An 18,017-nucleotide genomic window follows, 5' to 3' on the forward strand; every position below is an offset into this window, starting at 1 on the left:
CATGTCTGCATTCACCCCCGAACCCCTGCTCGCCCGGACCGCCGTCGTCACCGGGGGAGCCCGGGGCCTCGGATACGCGATGGCCGAGGCCTTGGCGGACGCCGGCGCCCGCGTCGCCCTGTTCGATCGCCTCGACACCGTGCAGGAGGCTGCCCACGACCTCGCGGCCCGCGCAGGGCGCCCGTGCCTCGGCGTCGAGGTCGACGTGACGTCGGAGGACTCCGTGAGAAGCGGACTGGACACCGTGGCTCGGGAGATCGGGGTGCCGGACATCCTCGTCAACAGCGCCGGGATCACGCTCGGGACGCCGCTGCTGGAGACCTCGACGGAGGACTGGCGGCGGCTCTTCGACGTGAATGTGACGGGCATGTTCGTCGTCAGCCGGGAGTTCGCCCGACGGCACGTCGATGCCGGGCGGGGAATCCCGGCGAGCATCGTCAACGTCTCGTCCATGTCGGCCTTCGCCGTGAACATCCCGCAGACCCAGGCCGCCTACAACGCCTCCAAGGCGGCGGTCTCGATGCTCACCAAGAGCGCGGCCATCGAATGGCATCCCCACGGGATCCGCGTCAATGCCATCGCCCCCGGCTACTTCGCGAGCGACATGACGCGGGACTTCGTCGCGGAGCATCCGGAGATGGCCGAGGACTGGGTGCGCCGCATCCCCGCGGGCCGCATGGGGGAGCCGGAGGAACTCGGCGATCTCCTCGTCTACCTCGCCAGCGAGCGCTCCCGCTACGTTCTGGGCCAGAGCATCCTCATCGACGGCGGATACACCAGCGTGTGACGACGAGGGAACCCTAGGCTGAGGGGCATGCCCGTCCCGCCCCCCGGCTCGGAGACCTTCCGTGCTGCCGCCATCGACCTCGGTGGCTCCAGCGGCCGTGTGGTCGGTGCGGTGCTCGACCGGGGTCGTCTGCACATCGAGGGGGTGCACCGCTTCCGGAACCGGGCGTTCAGCGATGAGCTGGGCCTACGGTGGGACGCCGAGAAGCTGTACCGCGATGCGGTCTCCGGCCTGAGGATCCTCCGCCGTCGAGGCGAGGCGTTCTCCAGCGTCGCGGTCGACACCTGGTCCGGCGATTACGGGCTGGTCGCCTACGGGGGCCTCGTCGAAGCACCGTTCCACCAGCGGGACTCCCGGACCGACCGCACCTTCCCGCTCGTCGACGCCGTCCTTCCCGCCGTCGACGCGTTCCGGGCGACGGGAGTCACGGCGCTCCCGATCATGACCGTCTACCAGCTCATGGCCGACAGGGAGGCCGGCCGCCTCGACGGCGTCGACCGCATGCTGCTGATGCCCGACCTGCTGTCGCACTGGCTCGGTGGTGCGCAGGTGGCGGAGGCGACCAACGTCTCCACGACCGGACTCGCGCGTCCTCGCGGACAGGGCTGGGACCACGATCGGATCGCGGCCCTCGGGGTGCCGGCGCGGATCTTCCCGGAGGTGGTCTCTCCCGGCACGATCATCGGTCGGGTCGAGCGGGGGATCCTCGGCGACGGCGACCGCACGGCCGTCACCGCTGTCGCCTCCCACGACACGGCGAGCGCGGTGGTCGCCGTTCCCGCCGTCGACGAGCACTTCGCCTTCGTCTCCTGCGGCACCTGGATCCTGACCGGCGTGGAGGTGGATCACCTCATCACCTCGGAGCGCGCGCGGCTCGCCGGTTTCACCAATGAGCTCGGCGTCGACGGCACCGTTCGGTTCCTCCGCATCGCCGCCGGCTTCTGGATCGTGAACGAGTGCATGCGCGAATGGGGTCTGGACGACTGGGGTCCTCGCAGCACGACGGTGCGCGACGAGCTCTTCGATCGGGCGGCCACACGGGACGAGCCCTCCGTGGTCATCGACACCGGTGATCCTCGCCTGCTCCGGCCGGGGCAGATGACCGCGCGCATCGCCGAGCTCGTCGCGGAGGCCGGCGGTGCCATGCCGTCCGATCGCGCCGACGTGGTCCGCCTCGTGCTCGAGAGTCTCGGAGCCTTCGTCGCCCGGCAGGTCGACGAGGCGGCTGCCCTCTCCGGGGTCGACGTGCGGGTGGTCCACCTGGTCGGGGGTGGTTCCGCGTCGGCGATCCTCGCGCAGGCGGTGGCGAACAGGTCGGGTCGGGCCGTGGAGACGGGGCCGTCGGAGGCGACCTCCATGGGCAGCATCCTCGTCCAGGCGCGCGCCCACGGCGCCGTCCACGGAAGTCTCGGTGACCTGCGACGGATCGTCAGGGCGTCGACGGCGGTGCGGCGCTACGATCCTCTCGTGCGCTGAGTGCCAGGGTGACGTCCGTCACGCGGGGGCGTCGAGCAGGCGCCGGGCCAGCGCCGCATCCGTGACGAGCGAATCGACGATCCCGGAACGCAGTGCCGCCGCGACCGCGCCGGTCTTCGATGGGCCACCCGCCACGGCGATGACCTCCGGGATCCGGCGCAGCTGCTCGGTGGACACGGCGAGCGCGCGCTCGGCCACGGATCCCACCGGCGCCCCGTCCTCGTCGATCAGCGTCGCGCAGATCTCGGCCTTCACCCCCAGGGCGAGCAGCTCGTCGAGGACCCCGGCGCGACCGGCGTTGTCGTAGAGCTGGGAGTCCGGCGGATTCCAGGAGCCGATCGCCACGACGGCCTTGGTGACGGAGTCGAACCGCCGGAAGGTCTCCAGGATCCCGGGCTCGCGCCGGAGTGCGGACGCGGTGGCGGCCGACTCCACGAGCAGCGGGGCGAAGATCGCGCGGGAACGGCCCCCGGAGACCCTGCTGACCTGGCGGATCACCTCCACGCCGTTCTCGGGAGTGGGGGCGGCGACACCGGCGAGCTGCACCACCTCGCACGTCGCCAGCGTGCGGAGATGGCCGGCCATCGCGGTCAGCGTGCGACCCGCCGTGAGCCCGAGGACGTCGCCATCCGTCACGATCTCGCTCAGCAGCTCGGCCGCGGCGCGACCGAGCCGGTCCTGGATGAGGTCGGGAGTCGCGCCGGGGGTGATCACGGCGAGGGCTCGGGTCAGGCCGAAGCGGGCCCGCAGCTGCATCGACAGGTCCAGGTCGAGGGATGCCGGAGCTTCGATGGTGATCTTCACCAGCCCCTGCGCGAGGGCGTCTTCGAGCATCCGGGCGATCTTGAAGCGCGAGACCCCGAGCTCGTCGGCGATCTCGATCTTGGTCTTGCCGTCCAGGTAGTGCCTGCGTGCGACGTGCGAGATCCGCACCAACTCGTCGGGACCCATCGCGCCTCTTCGTCTCGTGTCGGACCGTGTGCTCCCCACCCTAGCGCGCCGTCCTTCCGAACGCTCATATGAGCGCTCAGTTGTCTCATCCGTCACGGGTGGCTAATGTCGGTCGGGCACGAACGACAGCCCCTCGGAGGAGCCCGATGAAGCGCACTGCCCTGCCGTCCACCATGCGCGCGAACGTCCTGGTGCGCGCCGGCGAACTCGCGAACGAGACCCGGCCCGTTCCCGCCGCGGCACCCGACGAGGTGATCGTCCAGGTGCGCGCGGTCGGGGTGTGCGGTTCCGACGTGCACTACTTCCACGAAGGTCGGATCGGCGACTTCGTGGTCGACGCGCCTCTGGTGCTGGGCCATGAGGCCGGCGGCGTCATCGTCGCCGTCGGTGCGGACGTCGATCCGGCTCGGGTGGGGGAGCGCGTGTCGGTCGAGCCGCAGCGGCCGTGTCGCCGATGCGAGTACTGCCGCAGCGGGCGCTACAACCTCTGCCCGGACATCGCGTTCTTCGCCACGCCCCCGATCGACGGGGCCTTCGCCGAGTTCGTCGCGGTCCCCCAGGACTTCGCCTACGCCGTTCCCGACGCCATCAGCGACGAAGCGGCCGCCCTCATGGAGCCGCTGTCCGTCGCCATCGCGGCCGTGCAGAAGGCCGGCGTGCGTCCGGGGAGTCGGCTGCTCATCACGGGAGCAGGGCCGATCGGCATCGTCACGGCGCAGGCCGCCCGTGCCTTCGGGGCGACGACGATCGTGGTGAGCGACCTGATGCCGGAGCGTCGCGACGTGGCCCTGCGATTCGGCGCGACGCAGGCGGTGGACCCGGCGGTCGGCCCCTTGGGGTCCGACTTCGACGCGTTCGTCGACGCCTCGGGCTCGCCCGTGGCGGTGAAGCAGGGCATCGCCGCCCTGAAGCCCGGGGGTGTGGCCGTTCTCGTCGGGATGGGCGCGGACGAGATCGCGCTCCCCGTCTCCGTGATCCAGAACCGTGAACTCGTCGTCACGGGCGTCTTCCGCTACGCCAACACCTGGCCGCTCGCGATCGAGCTGGTCGCCTCCGGGGCGGTGGATCTCGACGCCCTGGTCACGGGCTCCTTCGGCCTCGACGAGGTGCGGGCGGCGCTGGAGTCCGCCGCGCGTCCGTCCACATTGAAGAGCATCGTCCGCCCGGACCACGCGATCGTGAGTGACTCATGACGTCGCTCGCGCAGGCCGTGGACTCCGCGCTGCCGGAAGAGCCGGAGATGCTGGCGTGCGTCGACATCCGCAAGGCGTTCGGCGGGGTACCCGTGCTGAAGGGCGTGGGCCTGCGTCTCGTGCCCGGCACGGTCACCGCGCTCGCCGGCGAGAACGGCGCGGGCAAGTCGACGCTGATGAAGATCGCGTCCGGCCAGATGAAGGCCGACTCCGGAGAGGTGCTGGTGCGGGGCGAGGTGCTCGCCTCGGGGTCGGCGCGGGACGCCCACCAGCGGGGAGTGGCGATCGTCCCGCAGGAGCTGGCATCGATCCTGGACACGACCGTGTACGAGAACATCTTCGTCGGGCGGGAGCGGCGTCATCGCTCCGGCTTCCTGGACCGCCGACGCATGGCGAGGGAAGCCAAGGAGATGCTCGCCGAGTTCGGCGTGGACATCGACCCCACCGTGCGTATGGGATCGCTTCCGGTCGGTCTGCGGCAGATCGTCGAGATCGTGAAGGCGACCAGCACCGGAGCGCGGGTGCTGCTCCTGGACGAGCCGACGAGCGCGATCGCCGAGCGTGAGGTCGCCCGCCTCCTCGAGAACATGCGGATGCTCCGGGATCGCGGGGTCGCGATCCTCTTCACGACCCACAAGATGGAGGAGATCCGGGCGATCGCCGATCGGGTGGTCGTGCTCCGCGACGGCGGCCTCGTCGCGGACGAGCCGCTGAGCGCGCTGAGCGACGACGACATCGTGACCGCGATGATCGGCCGCGAGCTGGAGGACCTCTTCCCTGATCCTGCACCGGCGACGGACGATGTGGCGCTGTCCGTCCGCGGCCTCTCGTATGCTCCTGCGCCGCGACCCGTCGACCTGCAGGTCCGCCGGGGCGAGATCGTCGGGCTCGCCGGTCTCGTCGGGGCCGGGCGCACCGAGCTCATCGAGGCCCTCTTCGGTGTGCGGCCGTCCACGGGCGGCGAGGTCGCTGTCGGTGGGCGTCCCGTCCGCCGCGGGCGGCCGGCCGATGCGATCACGGCGGGCATGGCCCTCGTCCCCGAGGACCGCAAGGGGGCAGGAGCCGTCCTCAGCATGGACATCCTCGCCAATGCGACGCTGCCGCGGTTGAGCATGTTCTCCGTCGCGGGGTGGCTGCGGGGCCGGAGTCGCGTCGACGCGGTGTCCGCCGTGATGAGCTCGGTGCGACTCCGCAGCCGCGGACTCGGGCAGACGATGGAGACGCTGTCCGGCGGGAACCAGCAGAAGGTCGTGCTGGCACGGTGGCTCACCGGTGAGGTGAAGGTGCTGCTGCTCGACGAACCGACCCGAGGCGTGGACGTCGGCGCCCGGAGCGAGATCTACCGGATCATCACCGAGCTCGCCGCCGCCGGCATGGCCGTGATCATGGCCTCCAGCGACATGCCGGAGATCCTCGCGCTGTCGCACCGCGCGCTCGTGCTCAAGGACGGCGGGATCGTCGCCGAGCTCGACCGTACGGACCTCCAGGCCCCCGACGTGCAGGACCGCATCTTCCGGCTCGCGAGCGGATTGGAGACGTCGGACGCCGGCGCCCGCCTCGCCCCCTCTGCAAAGGACGACCAATGACCGACACCCGTACCGCACCGCAGACCTTCACGTCTGACGCCGAGGCGCGACGATTCAGCCCCACCTGGTTCGGGGACCTCGCGATCCGCTACGCGATGGTCATCGTGATGGTGCTCATCATCGCCTTCTTCCTCTACCGCAGCGCGCGCTTCGGCACCGTCGACAACCTCCAGACGATCCTCGTCGCCGCTGCGCCTTTCGCGCTCATCGCCCTCGGGCAGACGCTGGTCATCCTCACGGGAGGCATCGACCTCTCCGTCGGCAGTGTGATCGCCGCCTCTGCGGTCTTCGGCAGCCTCACGGCCAAGGCGTTCCCCGACCAGGTGTGGCTGGCGATCGTCGCCGGTGTGGTGGTCGGCTTCCTGGCCGGGGCGATCAACGGCTTCGTCGTCTCCGTGATCAAGGTCCCACCCTTCATCGCCACCCTGGGCATGCTCACCCTCGCCTCCGGCGTCGCCTTCGTCGCCGGCAACGGCGCCCCCATCACCGGGCTTCCGCCGGAGTTCTCCCGCATCGCCAACGCCCAGTTCGGCGGCCTCACCCTGCCCGTCATCCTGATGATCGTGGGGATCATCGGCCTCGCGATCGTCATGCGGCGCACCGCGTGGGGCATGCGGGTCTATGCGATCGGCGGCAACCCGGTCGCGGCGGCCATCGCCGGCATCAACGTCGGAAGGACGATCTTCAGCGTCTACGCCATCTCCGGCATGCTCGCGGGGATCTCCGGAGTGATGCTCGCCAGCCGGGTGACCCTCGGGGCCCCGAACCTGGGCGTCGGGTACGAGCTCGATGCCATCGCCGCCGTCGTCATCGGCGGGGCGAGCCTGCTCGGAGGACGCGGTTCCATCTGGGGAACGGCTCTCGGCCTCCTCCTGATCCAGACCCTGAACAACGGTCTCGACATCCTCACGGTCCCCGCCTACTGGCAGAAGGTCATCAAGGGCGTCCTCATCGTCGCGGCCGTCGCCGTCGACGTCTGGGCCACCCGCCGCCGAAGCCGCTGATCCCATCCCGTCCCGTCCGCACCATCTGTTTCATCGCTCCGCACACGAGAGGAACCTCATGTTCATCAAGAAGAGCCGCATCGTCGCGGCTTTCGCCGTCAGCTCCGTCGCCGCCCTCGTCCTCGCCGGCTGCGGCGCCGGCGACCCGAACGCCGGCGGCGGCGACGGCGAGAGCGCGGAAGAGCGCATCACCATCGGAGTCAGCGTCTACGACATGTCCTCGTTCGTCACGGAGGGCAAGGAGGGGATCGAGCGGTACGCCGACGAGAACAACATCGAGATCCTGTGGAACTCCGCGGGCCTCGACGTCAACACGCAGGCCAGCCAGGTCGATCAGTACATCACCGCGGGCGTTGACGCCATCGTGGTGATCCCCGTGCAGGCCGACTCGCTGCAGCCGCAGATCGCCGCGGCAAAGGCGGCGGAGATCCCGTTCTTCGACGTCAACGCCTCGCTGTCGAGCGACGACCTCGCGGGCTCCGTGCAGCCGGACGACGTCGCCGCGGGCGAGCAGGAGGCGCAGATGATGATGGATGCGCTCGGCGGCAAAGGCAACGTGATCATCCTGCAGGGGCCGCTGGGCGGGTCCGGCGAGATCAACCGCGGCCAGGGCATCGACAACGTCCTGGCCGAGTATCCGGACGTCTCGGTCCTCGCGAAGGACACCGCCAACTGGAAGCGGGACGAGGCGGTCAACAAGGTGAGCAACTGGATCTCGGCCTTCGGTGACGACATCGACGGCGTGATCGCGCAGAACGACGACATGGGCCTCGGCGCGTTGCAGGCGCTGAAGGAAGCCGGGATGACCGACGTGCCGATCGTCGGCATCGACGGGATCGCGGATGGTCTGGAGGCCGTGAAGAACGGCGACTTCATCGGCACCTCGCTGCAGAACGGCACGGTCGAGCTCTCGGCCGGCGTCGCGTACGCGGCAGCGGTCGTTCGCGGCGAGGACGTGAAGGAGAACCCCGTCTATCTGATGCCGGCGATCACGAAGGACAATGTCGACGAGGCCATCGCCCACGTCGTCACCGAGCGTGAGGCGTTCCTCGAGAACCTCAGCGACATGACGAACAAGAACCTGAAGACCGGGAACATCGCGTTCGAGGGGCTCACGGGCCAGACCGAATGACCCCGTCCCGGACCGCGGGCGACTCCCGCGGTCCGGGACGCTCGCAGAGGAGGATCCGAATGCCGCCGACCCTCGTCGCCGGGGTGGACTCGTCCACGCAGAGCTGCAAGGTGACCGTGCACGATCTCGCCACCGGGCAGGTGATCCGCTCCGGGCGCGCGCCGCACCCGGCCGGCACCGAGGTCGATCCCGCGTCGTGGTGGGCGGCGCTGCAGGAGGCGATCGTCGCCGCGGGCGGGCTGGACGACGTCTCCGCTCTGTCCGTCGCCGCGCAGCAGCACGGTCTTGTGGCCCTCGACGCGCGTGGCGAGGTCGTCCGCGACGCCCTGCTGTGGAATGACGTCCGCAGCGCCGGGGCGGCCGCGGATCTGGTCGCGGAAGTCGGTGCCGAGGAGTTCGCGCGACGCGTGGGCGTCGTGCCGGTGGCCTCCTTCACCGCCGCCAAGCTGCGCTGGTTGCAGGAGCACGAGCCGGCGAACGTGGCGCGGGTGGCCGCGGTCGCGCTCCCGCACGACTGGTTGTCGTGGCGGTTGCGCGGATACGGTCCTGCCGGAGACAGTGTGCGCGGCCCCGACCTCGACGCGCTCGCGACCGATCGATCCGACGCCAGCGGGACGGCGTACTGGAGCCCGGCGACCGGTGCCTACGACCTGGACCTCCTGGGCCGCGCCTTCGGAAGCATCCCCGTCGTCCCCCGGGTGCTCGCCCCCGATGAGCGGATGGGCGTGACTCCCGCCGGTCTCGTCGTCGGAGCCGGCCTCGGCGACAATGCCGGCGGCGCGCTGGGCCTCGGGGCCACTCCCGGCGACGCGGTGATATCGATCGGGACCAGCGGCACGGTCTTCGCCGTCGCGGAACAGGCCATCCGCGACCCGAGCGGCGTCGTGGCGGGCTTCGCCGACGGCAGCGGGCACTATCTGCCTCTCGTCGCCACACTGAACGCGGCGCGCGTGCTCGATGCGATCGCCGGGCTGCTGGGCGTCGGACACGAGGAGCTCGCCCGCCTCGCCCTGGCGGCGCCACCCGGTGCCGGAGGCCTGGTGCTGCAGCCCTACTTCGAGGGTGAGCGGACGCCCAACCTGCCGGATGCGACGGCGACGCTGTTCGGGATGTCCCTCGCGTCGACGCGGCGGGAGACTCTCGCCCGTGCCGCCGTCGAGGGGCTGCTGTGCAGCCTCGCCGACGGCCTCGATGCGATCAGACGGTGCGAGGTGGGCGCCACCCGGGTGCTGCTGATCGGGGGAGCCGCCCGGAATCCGGCCGTCGGCCGGATCGCCGCGCAGGTCTTCGACATCCCGGTGGAGGTGCCGGGAATCGAGGAGGCCGTGGCCAGGGGCGCCGCCGTCCAGGCTGCCTGGGCTCTCACCGGCGCGCGCCCACCCTGGGATGACGCGCAGGCGCAGACGTTCCCGGTCGATCACCAGGCCCTCATCCGAGAGCAGTACACGGCGCACTGCTGACGGCACGGGGCGGGCGTCCTCCGGTCAGGCTCAGGCCCCCCAGCCGGCCTGCACGCCGCCCACGCGCTCCTCCGCGATCCGCCGCCCGTACCCGGAGGCCGCGTAGGCCGCCATCGGGTCGGCGGGGAGACCCCGTCCCTCTCGCCATTCGGCCAGCGCCGGACGGACGTCGGTGGAGAAGGCGTCCATGAAGACGGCGTGCGCCGTCAGCACGTCCCCGCTGCGCTGAGCGGTCGTCAGGGCTTCGCGGTCGACGAGCAGCGCACGCGCTGTCATCTCCTGCACGTTCAGCACGGAGCGGATCTGTCCGGGGATCTTGTCCTCGATGTTGTGGCACTGGTCCAGCATGAACGCGACGTCGGGGTTGTTCAGCCCTCCGCCCCGGATCACCTCGAACAGGATCCGGAACAGCTGGAACGGGTCGGCGGCACCCACGATGAGGTCGTCGTCCGCATAGAAGCGGGAGTTGAAGTCGAACGAGCCGAGCTTGCCGAGGCGCAGCAGCTGCATCACGATGAACTCGATGTTGGTGCCCGGCGCGTGGTGACCGGTGTCGAGGCAGACCATCGCCTTGTCGCCGAGTGCGGTCACCTGCACGTAGGACGTCCCCCAGTCCGGCACGTCGGTGTGGTAGAACGCGGGCTCGAAGAACTTGTACTCGAGCACGAGGCGCTGGTGGTCGCCGAGGCGCGCGTAGATCTGCTGCAGAGAATCGTGCAGCCGATCCTGCCGCCCGCGCAGATCCGCTTGCCCGGGATAGTTCGAGCCCTCCGCGAGCCAGATCTTCAGGTCGCGGCTGCCGGTCGCGTCCATGACGTCGATGCAGGCCAGGTGGTGATCGATGGCCTTGCGGCGGACGGCCGCATCCTCGTGGGTGAGGGCGCCGAACTTGTAGTCGTCGTCCTGGAAGGTGTTGGAGTTCACCGTGCCGAGGAAGACGCCCTGGTCCTCGGCGTGACGTCGCAGGTCGTCGAACGAGTCGACGAGGTCCCACGGGATGTGCAGCGCCACGGTCGGGGCGAGCCCGGTGTGGGCGTGGACCTGCGCGGCGTCCGCGATCTTCTCGTACGGGTCGCGGGGCGTGCCGGGAGTGCTGAACACCTTGAACCGGGTCCCGGAGTTGCCGAACGCCCAGCTGGGCAGCTCGATGCTCTGCTTCTCGAGCGCGGCGAGGATGTCGGGGGTGAGGATGCTCACGATGCACGGCCTTCGTTGTCGGTGGCGGGTGTGGCGCTCTCGCCGGCGGCGGCGAGCTGGTCTTCGAGGTGGAACACCTCGGTGAGAGGGGTGGCGGCCTGATCGGGACGGCCGTCGAGGTCGAGGAAGAAGGGGGCCATCTCGGCTTCCCAGCGTGCGGCGACGGGGGAGGCGGCGAGGTAGGCCTGCGCGGCCGCATCGTCATCGGTCTCGTAGTAGCCGAAGAGCACGCCGCCGGCACCGAGGAAGAGACTGTAGTCGCGCCGGCCGGCGGCCGCGATCTCGCGGAGCATCTCGGGACGCACCGGCGTGTGGCGGGCGAGGTACTCGGACAGCAGCTCGGGCTTCACCTGGAGCTGGAAGGCGACGCGGGTCATGCGATTCCTCTCGGAGTTCCGGCCGGCGCCCGCGGGGAGCGCCGGCCGGAGGGCGACTCAGAAGTCGAAGTCGCCGATGTTGTCGGCGTCGAACACGAACGGGTCGCCCAGCAGGACGACGCCGTCGGCGCCGACGGTGTACTCGCCGAGGTCGCCGGCCTCGAAGGTGTCGCCTTCCTCACCGGTGATGTCACCCGCGATCAGGGCCTGCGCGGCGTAGGCGGCCAGGTAGCCGAGGTCGGCCGGGTTCCACAGCGCGAAGGCGGTGACTGTGCCGTCCTCCACGTACTCGCGCATCTGGTTGGGCGTGCCGAGGCCGGTCAGCGCGACCTGGCCCTTGAAGTCGGACGTCGACAGGTAGCGCGCCGCGGCGGCGATGCCGACCGTGGTGGGCGAGACGATGCCCTTGAGGTCGGGGTGGGTCTGCAGCAGCGCGGCCGTCTTGTCGAACGACGTCTGGTCGTCATCGTCGCCGTAGACCGTCTCCACGATCGTGATGTCGGGGTACTCGCTGGCGACGTACTCCTCCATCAGCTCGATCCAGGCGTTCTGGTTCGTGGCGTTGGCCGAGGCGGAGAGGATGGCGATCTCCCCGGCGCCGCCGATCTGCTCGGCGATGAGGTCGATCTGCACCTTCGCGATGCCTTCGGAGTCGGCCTGGTTGATGAACAGGTCGCGGCAGTCGGTGTTGGTGTCGGAGTCGAAGGTGACGACCTTGACGCCGGCGTCCCTGGCCTCGTTCAACGCGTCGCAGATGGCCTGCGGGTCGTTGGCCGAGACGACGAGGGCGCCGACTCCCTGCTGCGTGGCCGTGTTGATGTAGCTGACCTGGGCGTCGGGCGTGGCCTCGGCCGGGCCGACCTCGGAGAACGTGCCGCCGAACTCCTCGACGGCTTTCTTGCCGCCCTCGCTGGACGTGTCGAAGTACGGGTTGCCGAGGTTCTTGGGCAGGAAAGTGATCGAGGCGTCCGACCCGTCGCCGCCGCCGTCTCCTCCGCCGTCGGTGGAGCCGGCGCAGCCGGTGAGTGCGACCGCCGCCGCCACCGCGAGGGCGGCGAAGGCGGTGACACGCTTGCGTGCAAACGTCATTGTTCGTTCCTTTCGTCGGGAGATGCCGCGGATGCGGCGTCCATCGGTGCCTTCGTCGCTGTGGCGGCACCGGCGGGGGGTCTGCCCGGTCGGCGGCGTGCCTTCTGCAGCCAGGCCAGGAAGCTTGCGGCCACCACCGAGATCACGAGGAGCGTGCCGGTGATGATGTTGATGACGTCGGAGGTGACGTTCACCAGGCGGAGTGCACTCGCGAGCGCTCCGATGAGGAAGGCGGCGGCGATGACGCCGTAGATCTTGCCGCGACCGCCGAACACCGACACGCCGCCGAGCACGACGGCCGCGATGACCTGGAGCTCGAGGCCGGTGGCGTTGTCGCCGCGGGCGCTGCCGTAGCGGAGCGTGTAGAAGATGCCGGCGAACGCGGCGACCGCCCCGGACAGCACGAACAGAATGAGCTTCGTGCGCTCGACGTGCACACCGGAGAAGTGGGCCGCGTCCTTCGACAGACCGATCGCGTACACCCCGCGGCCGAACGGCGTGAAGTGCAGCAGGACCGAGAAGACCGCGACGAGCACGAGGAACGGGATCGTGATGACGGGGATGGGGGTCCCGGCGATCTTCGCCTTGGCGAGAGCCGTCCAGAACTCCGGGAAGTCGGTGACGGCCGCCGTGCCGAGCAGCCCGACGGCGAGGCCGCGGAAGAGCGCGAGTGTGCCGATCGTGACGGCGAGCGAGGGCAGGCCGACGACTGTCACGAGGAAGCCGTTGAACGCTCCGCCGACCACGCCCACGACGAGGGCGGCGAGGGCCGCGAGCTCGAAAGGGATCCCCGCCTGCACCAGCGCGCCGGTGACGACGCTGGACAGTCCGACCATGCTGCCCACCGAGAGGTCGATCTCACCGGTGATCATGATGAGGGTCATCGGCAGGGCGATCAGCAGGATCGGGGCGATGTCGAGCAGCAGGTAGGTCAGCGTGATGGGCTGTCCGAACCCGCGGATGCTGGACGCCGAGACGATCGCGACGAGCAGGAGCAGACCCACGATCGCGGCCTCGCGGGTGAGCAGGAGGCGACGCCACAGGGGCTTGTCGTAGTCGCGGATGACGCGGGTGGTCGCGGTGGCGGTCGCGGTGGTCATGATTCGTCCCTCGCCTCGATGAGCCGCCGTCTCTGCCGTACCGCGAGCACGCGGTCGAGCACGATGGCGCCGATGATGAGCAGGCCGACGACGGCACGCTGCCAGAAGTCAGGGATGCCGAGGATCGGCAGCGCCCGGTTGATGGTCAGCAGGAGGACGGCGCCGATCGCCGCGCCCCAGACCGAGCCGATGCCGCCGGTGATCGCGACGCCGCCGATGACGGCCGCGCCCACCGCGTCCAGCTCCCATCCCGCTCCCGCCTGGGAGTTGATGGTGCCGTAGCGGGCCGCGTAGAAGACGCCGGCGAGTCCGGCGAGGGCCCCCGACAGGACGAAAGCGGTGAGCACGCGGCGGGTGACACGCAGGCCGTACAGCTCGGCCGCCGCCGGGTCGGAGCCGATCGCGTAGAACTCCCGGCCGCCGCGGGTGTTCTTCATGTACCAGGCGGCGACGGCGAGCACGAGGACCGCGACGATCGCGAGGATCGGGATGCCGAGGAGCTGGCCCGTGCCCAGAGCCAGGAAGTCGCGCGGCATGTCGGACGCGTTCACGCGGTCGCTGCCGGTCCACAGCACGTTGATGCCGCGGTAGGCGTAGAGGGTGCCGAGGGTGATGACCATCGCCGGCACCTTGGCGTACGCGACGAGGGCGCCGTTGATGAGGCCGAGGAGGGCGCCGAGCACCACGGCGGCGACCACGACCAGCACGATCGGGATGCCCGGGATGTCGATGAAGAGCCGACCGGTCAGGTACGCGGTCAGGCCCATGACGGAACCCACGGACAGGTCGACGTTCCGCGTGATGAGGACGATGGCCTGTCCCACCGCGACGAGCACGAGGATCGAGGGCGTCAGCAGCAGGTCGCGCCAGCCGTCGGCGCTGAACAAGAACTTGGGGTTGTTGAGGGTCGCGGCGGTCACCACGAGCACGAGGGCCAGGAGGATGCCGAACTCGCGGGCTCTGCCGAGACCGGAGATGCGCTTGGTGAGCGCGGAGACGGGGATGGCGGTGGTCACGAGCTGAGCTCCGATGCGTGCGTCGCGGCGAACATGACGTTCTCGGAGGTGGCCTCCGAGCGGGGGATCTCGGCCGTGATGCGACCCTCGCGCATCACGAGCACGCGGTCGGCCATGCCGAGGACCTCGGGCAGCTCGGACGAGATCATCAGGATCCCCATGCCCTGACCGGCGAGCTGGGACAGCAGACGGTGCACCTCGGACTTGGTGCCGACGTCGATGCCGCGGGTGGGCTCGTCGATGAGGAGCACCTGCGGCTGCGTCGCGAGCCACTTCGCGAGCACGACCTTCTGCTGGTTGCCGCCGGAGAGCGTGGCGGCGACGGTGTCGAGCGCGTGCGTCTTCACCTCCAGCCGCGAGGCCCACTCCCGGGCGGCACGGTTCTCCATCGCCGTGGTGAGCAGGCCGAGGCGGGCGAGGCGCCGACGGATCGCGAGGGTGATGTTGCCGCCGACGCCGGCTTCGATGACGAGGCCCTGCTTGCGGCGATCCTCGGGGACGAGGGCGAGCCCGGCGCGCATGGCGTCCACCGGGCGCCGGGCGCGGATACGGCGCCCCTTCATGTGCACGCTGCCCTCGCGGTACCCGTCCACGCCGAAGACGGCGCGGGCGACCTCGCTGCGTCCGGCGCCGACGAGGCCGGCCAGTCCGACGATCTCGCCGGCGCGGACGGAGAAGGAGATGTCGTGGAAGAGGCCGGGGCTGGTCAGCCCCTCGACCTCGAGCAACGGTTCGCCGATCGTCGCCTCCTGCTTCGGGAACAGCTCGGACACCTCGCGACCCACCATCTGATGGACGAGCTCGTCCACGGTGGTCTCGGCGATGGCGGAGGTCGCGATGTACGCGCCGTCCCGCATGACCGTCACGGTGTCGCAGAGCGCGAACACCTCGTCGAACCGGTGCGAGATGAAGATGAGGCCGCGGCCCTCGTCGCGCAGGCTCCGGGCGATCGCGAACAGACGCTCCACCTCGACGCCGGACAGTGCCGCGGTGGGCTCGTCCATGATGAGCAGCGTGGCGTCGAGGGAGACGGCCTTGGCGATCTCGATGACCTGCTGGTCCGCGATCGACAGGCCCTCGGCGGGACGGTCGGGGTCGATCGTGACGCCGAGGCGGGTGAAGAGCCGCTCGACCTCGTGGCGCATGGCCTTGCGATCGATCCGTCCGAACCGCCCGACCGGCTGACGGCCCATGAAGATGTTCTCGGTGACGGAGAGGTCGGGGAAGAGTGTCGGCTCCTGGTAGATCACCGCGACGCCGGCGGCCTTCGACTGCGCGGTCGAGGTGAAGTCGACGTCCTCGCCGCGGAGGCGGAAGACTCCGCCGTCGCGCTGGTAGAGACCGGCGACGATCTTCACGAGGGTCGACTTGCCGGCACCGTTCTCGCCGACGAGCGCATGGATGGAACCGGGGTGGACGGCGATGGTGCCGGAGCGCAGGGCGATCACCGACCCGAAGGCCTTCTGGACGTCGGCGAGCTCGAGCACGGGCGCCGTCGTGGGTGAGGACATCATTTCTCTCTCCATTGAGGGAATGAATCGTTTCAAACCCTGATGGAGTTGAGACTAGGGGCTGTGTTGACGCGTGTCAATACGGCGTGAGAGTCTGAGGCGATCCCCGCGGATGAGTCGTTTCAGCGGCGGGAACCGGAGGGAGGGCGCGATGGCCGTCAGTGTGCGGGAGGTCGCCGAGGACGCGGGTGTCTCCGTCGGGACCGTGTCGAACGTGCTCAACCGGCCGGAGAAGGTGGCTGCGGAGACCGTCGCTCGTGTACAGGCGTCCATCGACCGTCTCGGGTTCGTGCGCAACGACGCGGCGCGGCAGCTCCGTGCCGGGCGCAGCCGCACGATCGGGCTCGTCGTGCTCGACATCCGGAACCCGTTCTTCGCCGAGGTGATCCGCGGGGCCGAGGAGCGCGCCGACCAGCACGGACTCTCCGTCCTCGTCGCGAACAGCGACGAGAAGCAGGACCGCGAGGCGATGCACCTGGACCTCTTCGAGGAGCAGCGGGTGACGGGTGTGCTCGTCACGCCGGTGGCGGAGTCCCTGCCGCGGCTGGTGCGGATGCATGAGCGCGGTACGCACGCCGTCCTCGTCGACCGGGAATCGCAGGATGAGCGGTTCGCCTCCGTCGCCGTCGACGACGTCGAGGGCGGACGCATCGCGACGGAGCACCTGCTCGGGGTCGGCCGTCGCCGGATCGCCTTCGTCGGCGGCCCGGTCGCGCTGCGCCAGGTCTCCGATCGCCTGAGCGGCGCGCAGGCCGCGGCGGCAGCGGCAGGGGTCGGGCTGGAGTTCATCGCGACCTCCGCGCTCACCGTCGAGGAGGGGCGGCGCGCCGGGGCGCAGATCCTCGACCGTGCCGCGGGGGACCGGCCGGACGCCGTCTTCGCGGCGAACGATCTCCTGGCCCTCGGCCTCCTGCAGAGCCTGGTGATGACCGGCGATGCCCGGGTCCCCGAGGACATCGCGCTCGTCGGCTACGACGACATCGACTTCGCCGCGGCCGCCGTGATCCCGCTCAGCTCGGTGCGGCAGCCGGCCGCGCTGATCGGCTCCACCGCGGTCGACCTGCTGCTGCGGGGCCAGGACGACGTGGCGCCCGCGCCGGAGCACGTGCTGTTCCGGCCGGAGCTCGTCGCCCGCCGCTCGACCACCGGGGAGTGACCGCGGTCAGGCCGGCGTCGGCGTGGAGCGCTGGGCGCTGGCGCCCCGCATGATGCGCGCCACGGCGGTGATGAGGAAGAGCTGCCCGGTGATCCCCTCGGCGATGGCCACCGCCTGCACCCCCGATCCGACGGGGACGAGGTTGCCGTAGCCCGTCGTCGTCAGGGCGGTGAACGAGAAGAAGAGCTGATTGCCGAGCGAATCGCTCGCCGCATCGCCGAACAGCGGGGTCGGCAGCAGCAGCGACAGCAGGTTGTAGACGAAGGCGAAGAACATGCCCACGAGGATGTACGCGGTCACCGCGGCCAGGAGCGCCTCGACGTCGAGGCCTCGGCGGGTGACCTGGTGCGCGATGATGGCCCACGGCGCGACCAGCAGCGCGATCATGGAGGCGGCGGAGAGGGCGACGGCGAGGGCCGGACTGTCCGTGGCGAAGAACGCCGCGAGGAGGGCAGCGAGCCCGGCGGCCGAGAGCACGACCCACGACACCCGCTGCACGAGGGCGCGGGCCCTGGTCACGCGGAACACGATCGCGACCGTGACCAGCATCGCCAGGAACGCCCAGGGGCTGGGAACCGTGCCGGGCTGGGCCGCGCACAGTCCGTACGAGACGATGAGGAGGGCGAGCACCGCGGCATAGCCGAGGGCACCGCGCCTCGGGTCGGCCGGGGCGGCGAATCCCGCGCGGACGTGCGCTCCCGATGGCTCGGACATGGCGTCTCCTCTCGCGTCCGCGGGGGCGGGCCCTCGCAACGTGCGGCCAGTATCGCAGGGCGGCCGGCCCGCGCCGGGGAGCGTCCCGAGACCGGCGGTTCGTGACCACGCGTCGGACCCGTTATGATGGTGGGGTGCATCCGTGCTCTCGAGCCGGATGCCTGGAGACGTCGCATAGTCCGGCCTAGTGCACCACCCTGCTAAGGTGGAGTCCCCTCACGGGGACCAGGGGTTCAAATCCCCTCGTCTCCGCACGGAGAAGCCCCGA

At 70.4% G+C, this 18,017-nt stretch carries 16 protein-coding genes and 1 tRNA gene; 9 read left to right on the forward strand and 8 right to left on the reverse strand.

Annotation, left to right across the window (positions count from 1 at the left end):
* The first annotated feature begins 1 nt into the window (after position 1).
* Positions 2–787 carry an SDR family NAD(P)-dependent oxidoreductase gene (locus tag RI211_RS03055; protein WP_315637181.1) on the forward strand — a complete coding sequence of 262 codons (786 nt, stop codon included), beginning with the start codon at positions 2–4 and terminating at the stop codon, positions 785–787.
* A gap of 27 nt (positions 788–814) precedes the next feature.
* Positions 815–2,263 carry a rhamnulokinase gene (locus tag RI211_RS03060; RefSeq protein WP_315637182.1) on the forward strand — a complete coding sequence of 483 codons (1,449 nt, stop codon included), beginning with the start codon at positions 815–817 and terminating at the stop codon, positions 2,261–2,263.
* Between the two features lie 18 nt (positions 2,264–2,281).
* Here RI211_RS03060 and RI211_RS03065 read toward each other — a convergent pair whose 3' ends face one another.
* Positions 2,282–3,214, reverse strand: a complete 933-nt coding sequence (locus RI211_RS03065; protein ID WP_280568845.1) for a sugar-binding transcriptional regulator — start codon at positions 3,212–3,214, stop codon at positions 2,282–2,284.
* Between the two features lie 146 nt (positions 3,215–3,360).
* On the opposite strand from RI211_RS03065, the gene RI211_RS03070 reads away from it, so the two are divergent.
* Genes RI211_RS03070 through xylB form a run of 5 tightly spaced genes read left to right on the forward strand, consistent with a single transcriptional unit; the run spans position 3,361 to position 9,589 of the window.
* Positions 3,361–4,407 (forward strand): NAD(P)-dependent alcohol dehydrogenase, encoded by a 1,047-nt coding sequence (locus RI211_RS03070; protein WP_315637183.1) that lies wholly within the window; start codon positions 3,361–3,363, stop codon positions 4,405–4,407.
* A complete protein-coding gene (locus tag RI211_RS03075; protein WP_315637184.1) occupies positions 4,404–5,993 on the forward strand; it encodes a sugar ABC transporter ATP-binding protein in 1,590 nt (529 codons plus the stop codon). The genes RI211_RS03070 and RI211_RS03075 overlap by 4 nt, the downstream gene beginning before the upstream one ends.
* Entirely contained in the window at positions 5,990–6,997 is a 1,008-nt protein-coding gene (locus tag RI211_RS03080) for an ABC transporter permease (protein ID WP_315637185.1), read from the forward strand. The genes RI211_RS03075 and RI211_RS03080 overlap by 4 nt, the downstream gene beginning before the upstream one ends.
* A 58-nt stretch (positions 6,998–7,055) precedes the next feature.
* Positions 7,056–8,129, forward strand: a complete 1,074-nt coding sequence (locus RI211_RS03085; RefSeq protein ID WP_315637186.1) for a substrate-binding domain-containing protein — start codon at positions 7,056–7,058, stop codon at positions 8,127–8,129.
* Positions 8,130–8,188: 59 nt separating this feature from the next.
* Positions 8,189–9,589 carry a xylulokinase gene (gene xylB, locus RI211_RS03090; RefSeq protein ID WP_315637187.1) on the forward strand — a complete coding sequence of 467 codons (1,401 nt, stop codon included), beginning with the start codon at positions 8,189–8,191 and terminating at the stop codon, positions 9,587–9,589.
* Positions 9,590–9,619: 30 nt separating this feature from the next.
* Here the strand turns inward: xylB and rhaI are convergent, their stop codons facing one another.
* Genes rhaI through RI211_RS03120 form a run of 6 tightly spaced genes read right to left on the reverse strand, consistent with a single transcriptional unit; the run spans position 9,620 to position 15,882 of the window.
* Positions 9,620–10,786, reverse strand: a complete 1,167-nt coding sequence (gene rhaI, locus RI211_RS03095; RefSeq protein ID WP_315637188.1) for an L-rhamnose isomerase — start codon at positions 10,784–10,786, stop codon at positions 9,620–9,622.
* Positions 10,783–11,163, reverse strand: coding sequence for an L-rhamnose mutarotase (locus RI211_RS03100; protein ID WP_187663235.1), 381 nt, complete (start codon positions 11,161–11,163; stop codon positions 10,783–10,785). Before RI211_RS03100 ends, rhaI begins: the two co-directional genes overlap by 4 nt.
* 57 nt (positions 11,164–11,220) lie before the next feature.
* Positions 11,221–12,252, reverse strand: coding sequence for a rhamnose ABC transporter substrate-binding protein (rhaS, locus tag RI211_RS03105; RefSeq protein WP_187663236.1), 1,032 nt, complete (start codon positions 12,250–12,252; stop codon positions 11,221–11,223).
* On the reverse strand, positions 12,249–13,352 hold the full coding sequence (locus tag RI211_RS03110) for an ABC transporter permease (RefSeq protein ID WP_187663237.1): 1,104 nt from the start codon (positions 13,350–13,352) through the stop codon (positions 12,249–12,251). Before RI211_RS03110 ends, rhaS begins: the two co-directional genes overlap by 4 nt.
* Complete coding sequence (locus RI211_RS03115; RefSeq protein ID WP_232089176.1) at positions 13,349–14,368, reverse strand: ABC transporter permease; 1,020 nt, start codon at positions 14,366–14,368, stop codon at positions 13,349–13,351. The genes RI211_RS03110 and RI211_RS03115 overlap by 4 nt, the downstream gene beginning before the upstream one ends.
* On the reverse strand, positions 14,365–15,882 hold the full coding sequence (locus tag RI211_RS03120; RefSeq protein WP_187663238.1) for a sugar ABC transporter ATP-binding protein: 1,518 nt from the start codon (positions 15,880–15,882) through the stop codon (positions 14,365–14,367). The genes RI211_RS03115 and RI211_RS03120 overlap by 4 nt, the downstream gene beginning before the upstream one ends.
* A gap of 148 nt (positions 15,883–16,030) precedes the next feature.
* Here RI211_RS03120 and RI211_RS03125 point away from each other — a divergent pair, with 148 nt between their 5' ends.
* Positions 16,031–17,035: a LacI family DNA-binding transcriptional regulator gene (locus RI211_RS03125; protein WP_315637190.1), complete on the forward strand. Its 1,005-nt coding sequence runs from the start codon at positions 16,031–16,033 to the stop codon at positions 17,033–17,035.
* Between the two features lie 6 nt (positions 17,036–17,041).
* On the opposite strand, the gene RI211_RS03130 is transcribed toward RI211_RS03125, so the two are convergent.
* The gene (locus RI211_RS03130) at positions 17,042–17,749 is read right to left on the reverse strand and encodes an ion channel (RefSeq protein WP_315637191.1); all 708 of its coding nucleotides are present in this window, start codon (positions 17,747–17,749) and stop codon (positions 17,042–17,044) included.
* 163 nt (positions 17,750–17,912) lie between these two features.
* Between RI211_RS03130 and RI211_RS03135 the strand changes: the two genes are divergently transcribed.
* Positions 17,913–18,001 (forward strand) — tRNA-Ser (locus RI211_RS03135).
* Positions 18,002–18,017: the final 16 nt, after the last annotated feature.

It is taken from the genome of Microbacterium meiriae (genome assembly GCF_032364335.1).
Lineage (GTDB): Bacteria > Actinomycetota > Actinomycetes > Actinomycetales > Microbacteriaceae > Microbacterium > Microbacterium meiriae.

What these genes read in the sequence shown, in the direction of transcription:
- rhaS (WP_187663236.1), bottom strand. Translation starts at nt 12,252, where the DNA reads ATGACGTTTGCACGCAAGCGTGTCACCGCCTTCGCCGCCCTCGCGGTG.
- RI211_RS03100 (WP_187663235.1), bottom strand. Translation starts at nt 11,163, where the DNA reads ATGACCCGCGTCGCCTTCCAGCTCCAGGTGAAGCCCGAGCTGCTGTCC.
- RI211_RS03055 (WP_315637181.1), top strand. Translation starts at nt 2, where the DNA reads ATGTCTGCATTCACCCCCGAACCCCTGCTCGCCCGGACCGCCGTCGTC.
- RI211_RS03070 (WP_315637183.1), top strand. Translation starts at nt 3,361, where the DNA reads ATGAAGCGCACTGCCCTGCCGTCCACCATGCGCGCGAACGTCCTGGTG.
- RI211_RS03080 (WP_315637185.1), top strand. Translation starts at nt 5,990, where the DNA reads ATGACCGACACCCGTACCGCACCGCAGACCTTCACGTCTGACGCCGAG.
- RI211_RS03125 (WP_315637190.1), top strand. Translation starts at nt 16,031, where the DNA reads ATGGCCGTCAGTGTGCGGGAGGTCGCCGAGGACGCGGGTGTCTCCGTC.
- xylB (WP_315637187.1), top strand. Translation starts at nt 8,189, where the DNA reads ATGCCGCCGACCCTCGTCGCCGGGGTGGACTCGTCCACGCAGAGCTGC.
- RI211_RS03060 (WP_315637182.1), top strand. Translation starts at nt 815, where the DNA reads ATGCCCGTCCCGCCCCCCGGCTCGGAGACCTTCCGTGCTGCCGCCATC.
- RI211_RS03075 (WP_315637184.1), top strand. Translation starts at nt 4,404, where the DNA reads ATGACGTCGCTCGCGCAGGCCGTGGACTCCGCGCTGCCGGAAGAGCCG.
- RI211_RS03110 (WP_187663237.1), bottom strand. Translation starts at nt 13,352, where the DNA reads ATGACCACCGCGACCGCCACCGCGACCACCCGCGTCATCCGCGACTAC.
- RI211_RS03130 (WP_315637191.1), bottom strand. Translation starts at nt 17,749, where the DNA reads ATGTCCGAGCCATCGGGAGCGCACGTCCGCGCGGGATTCGCCGCCCCG.
- RI211_RS03065 (WP_280568845.1), bottom strand. Translation starts at nt 3,214, where the DNA reads ATGGGTCCCGACGAGTTGGTGCGGATCTCGCACGTCGCACGCAGGCAC.
- RI211_RS03085 (WP_315637186.1), top strand. Translation starts at nt 7,056, where the DNA reads ATGTTCATCAAGAAGAGCCGCATCGTCGCGGCTTTCGCCGTCAGCTCC.
- RI211_RS03120 (WP_187663238.1), bottom strand. Translation starts at nt 15,882, where the DNA reads ATGATGTCCTCACCCACGACGGCGCCCGTGCTCGAGCTCGCCGACGTC.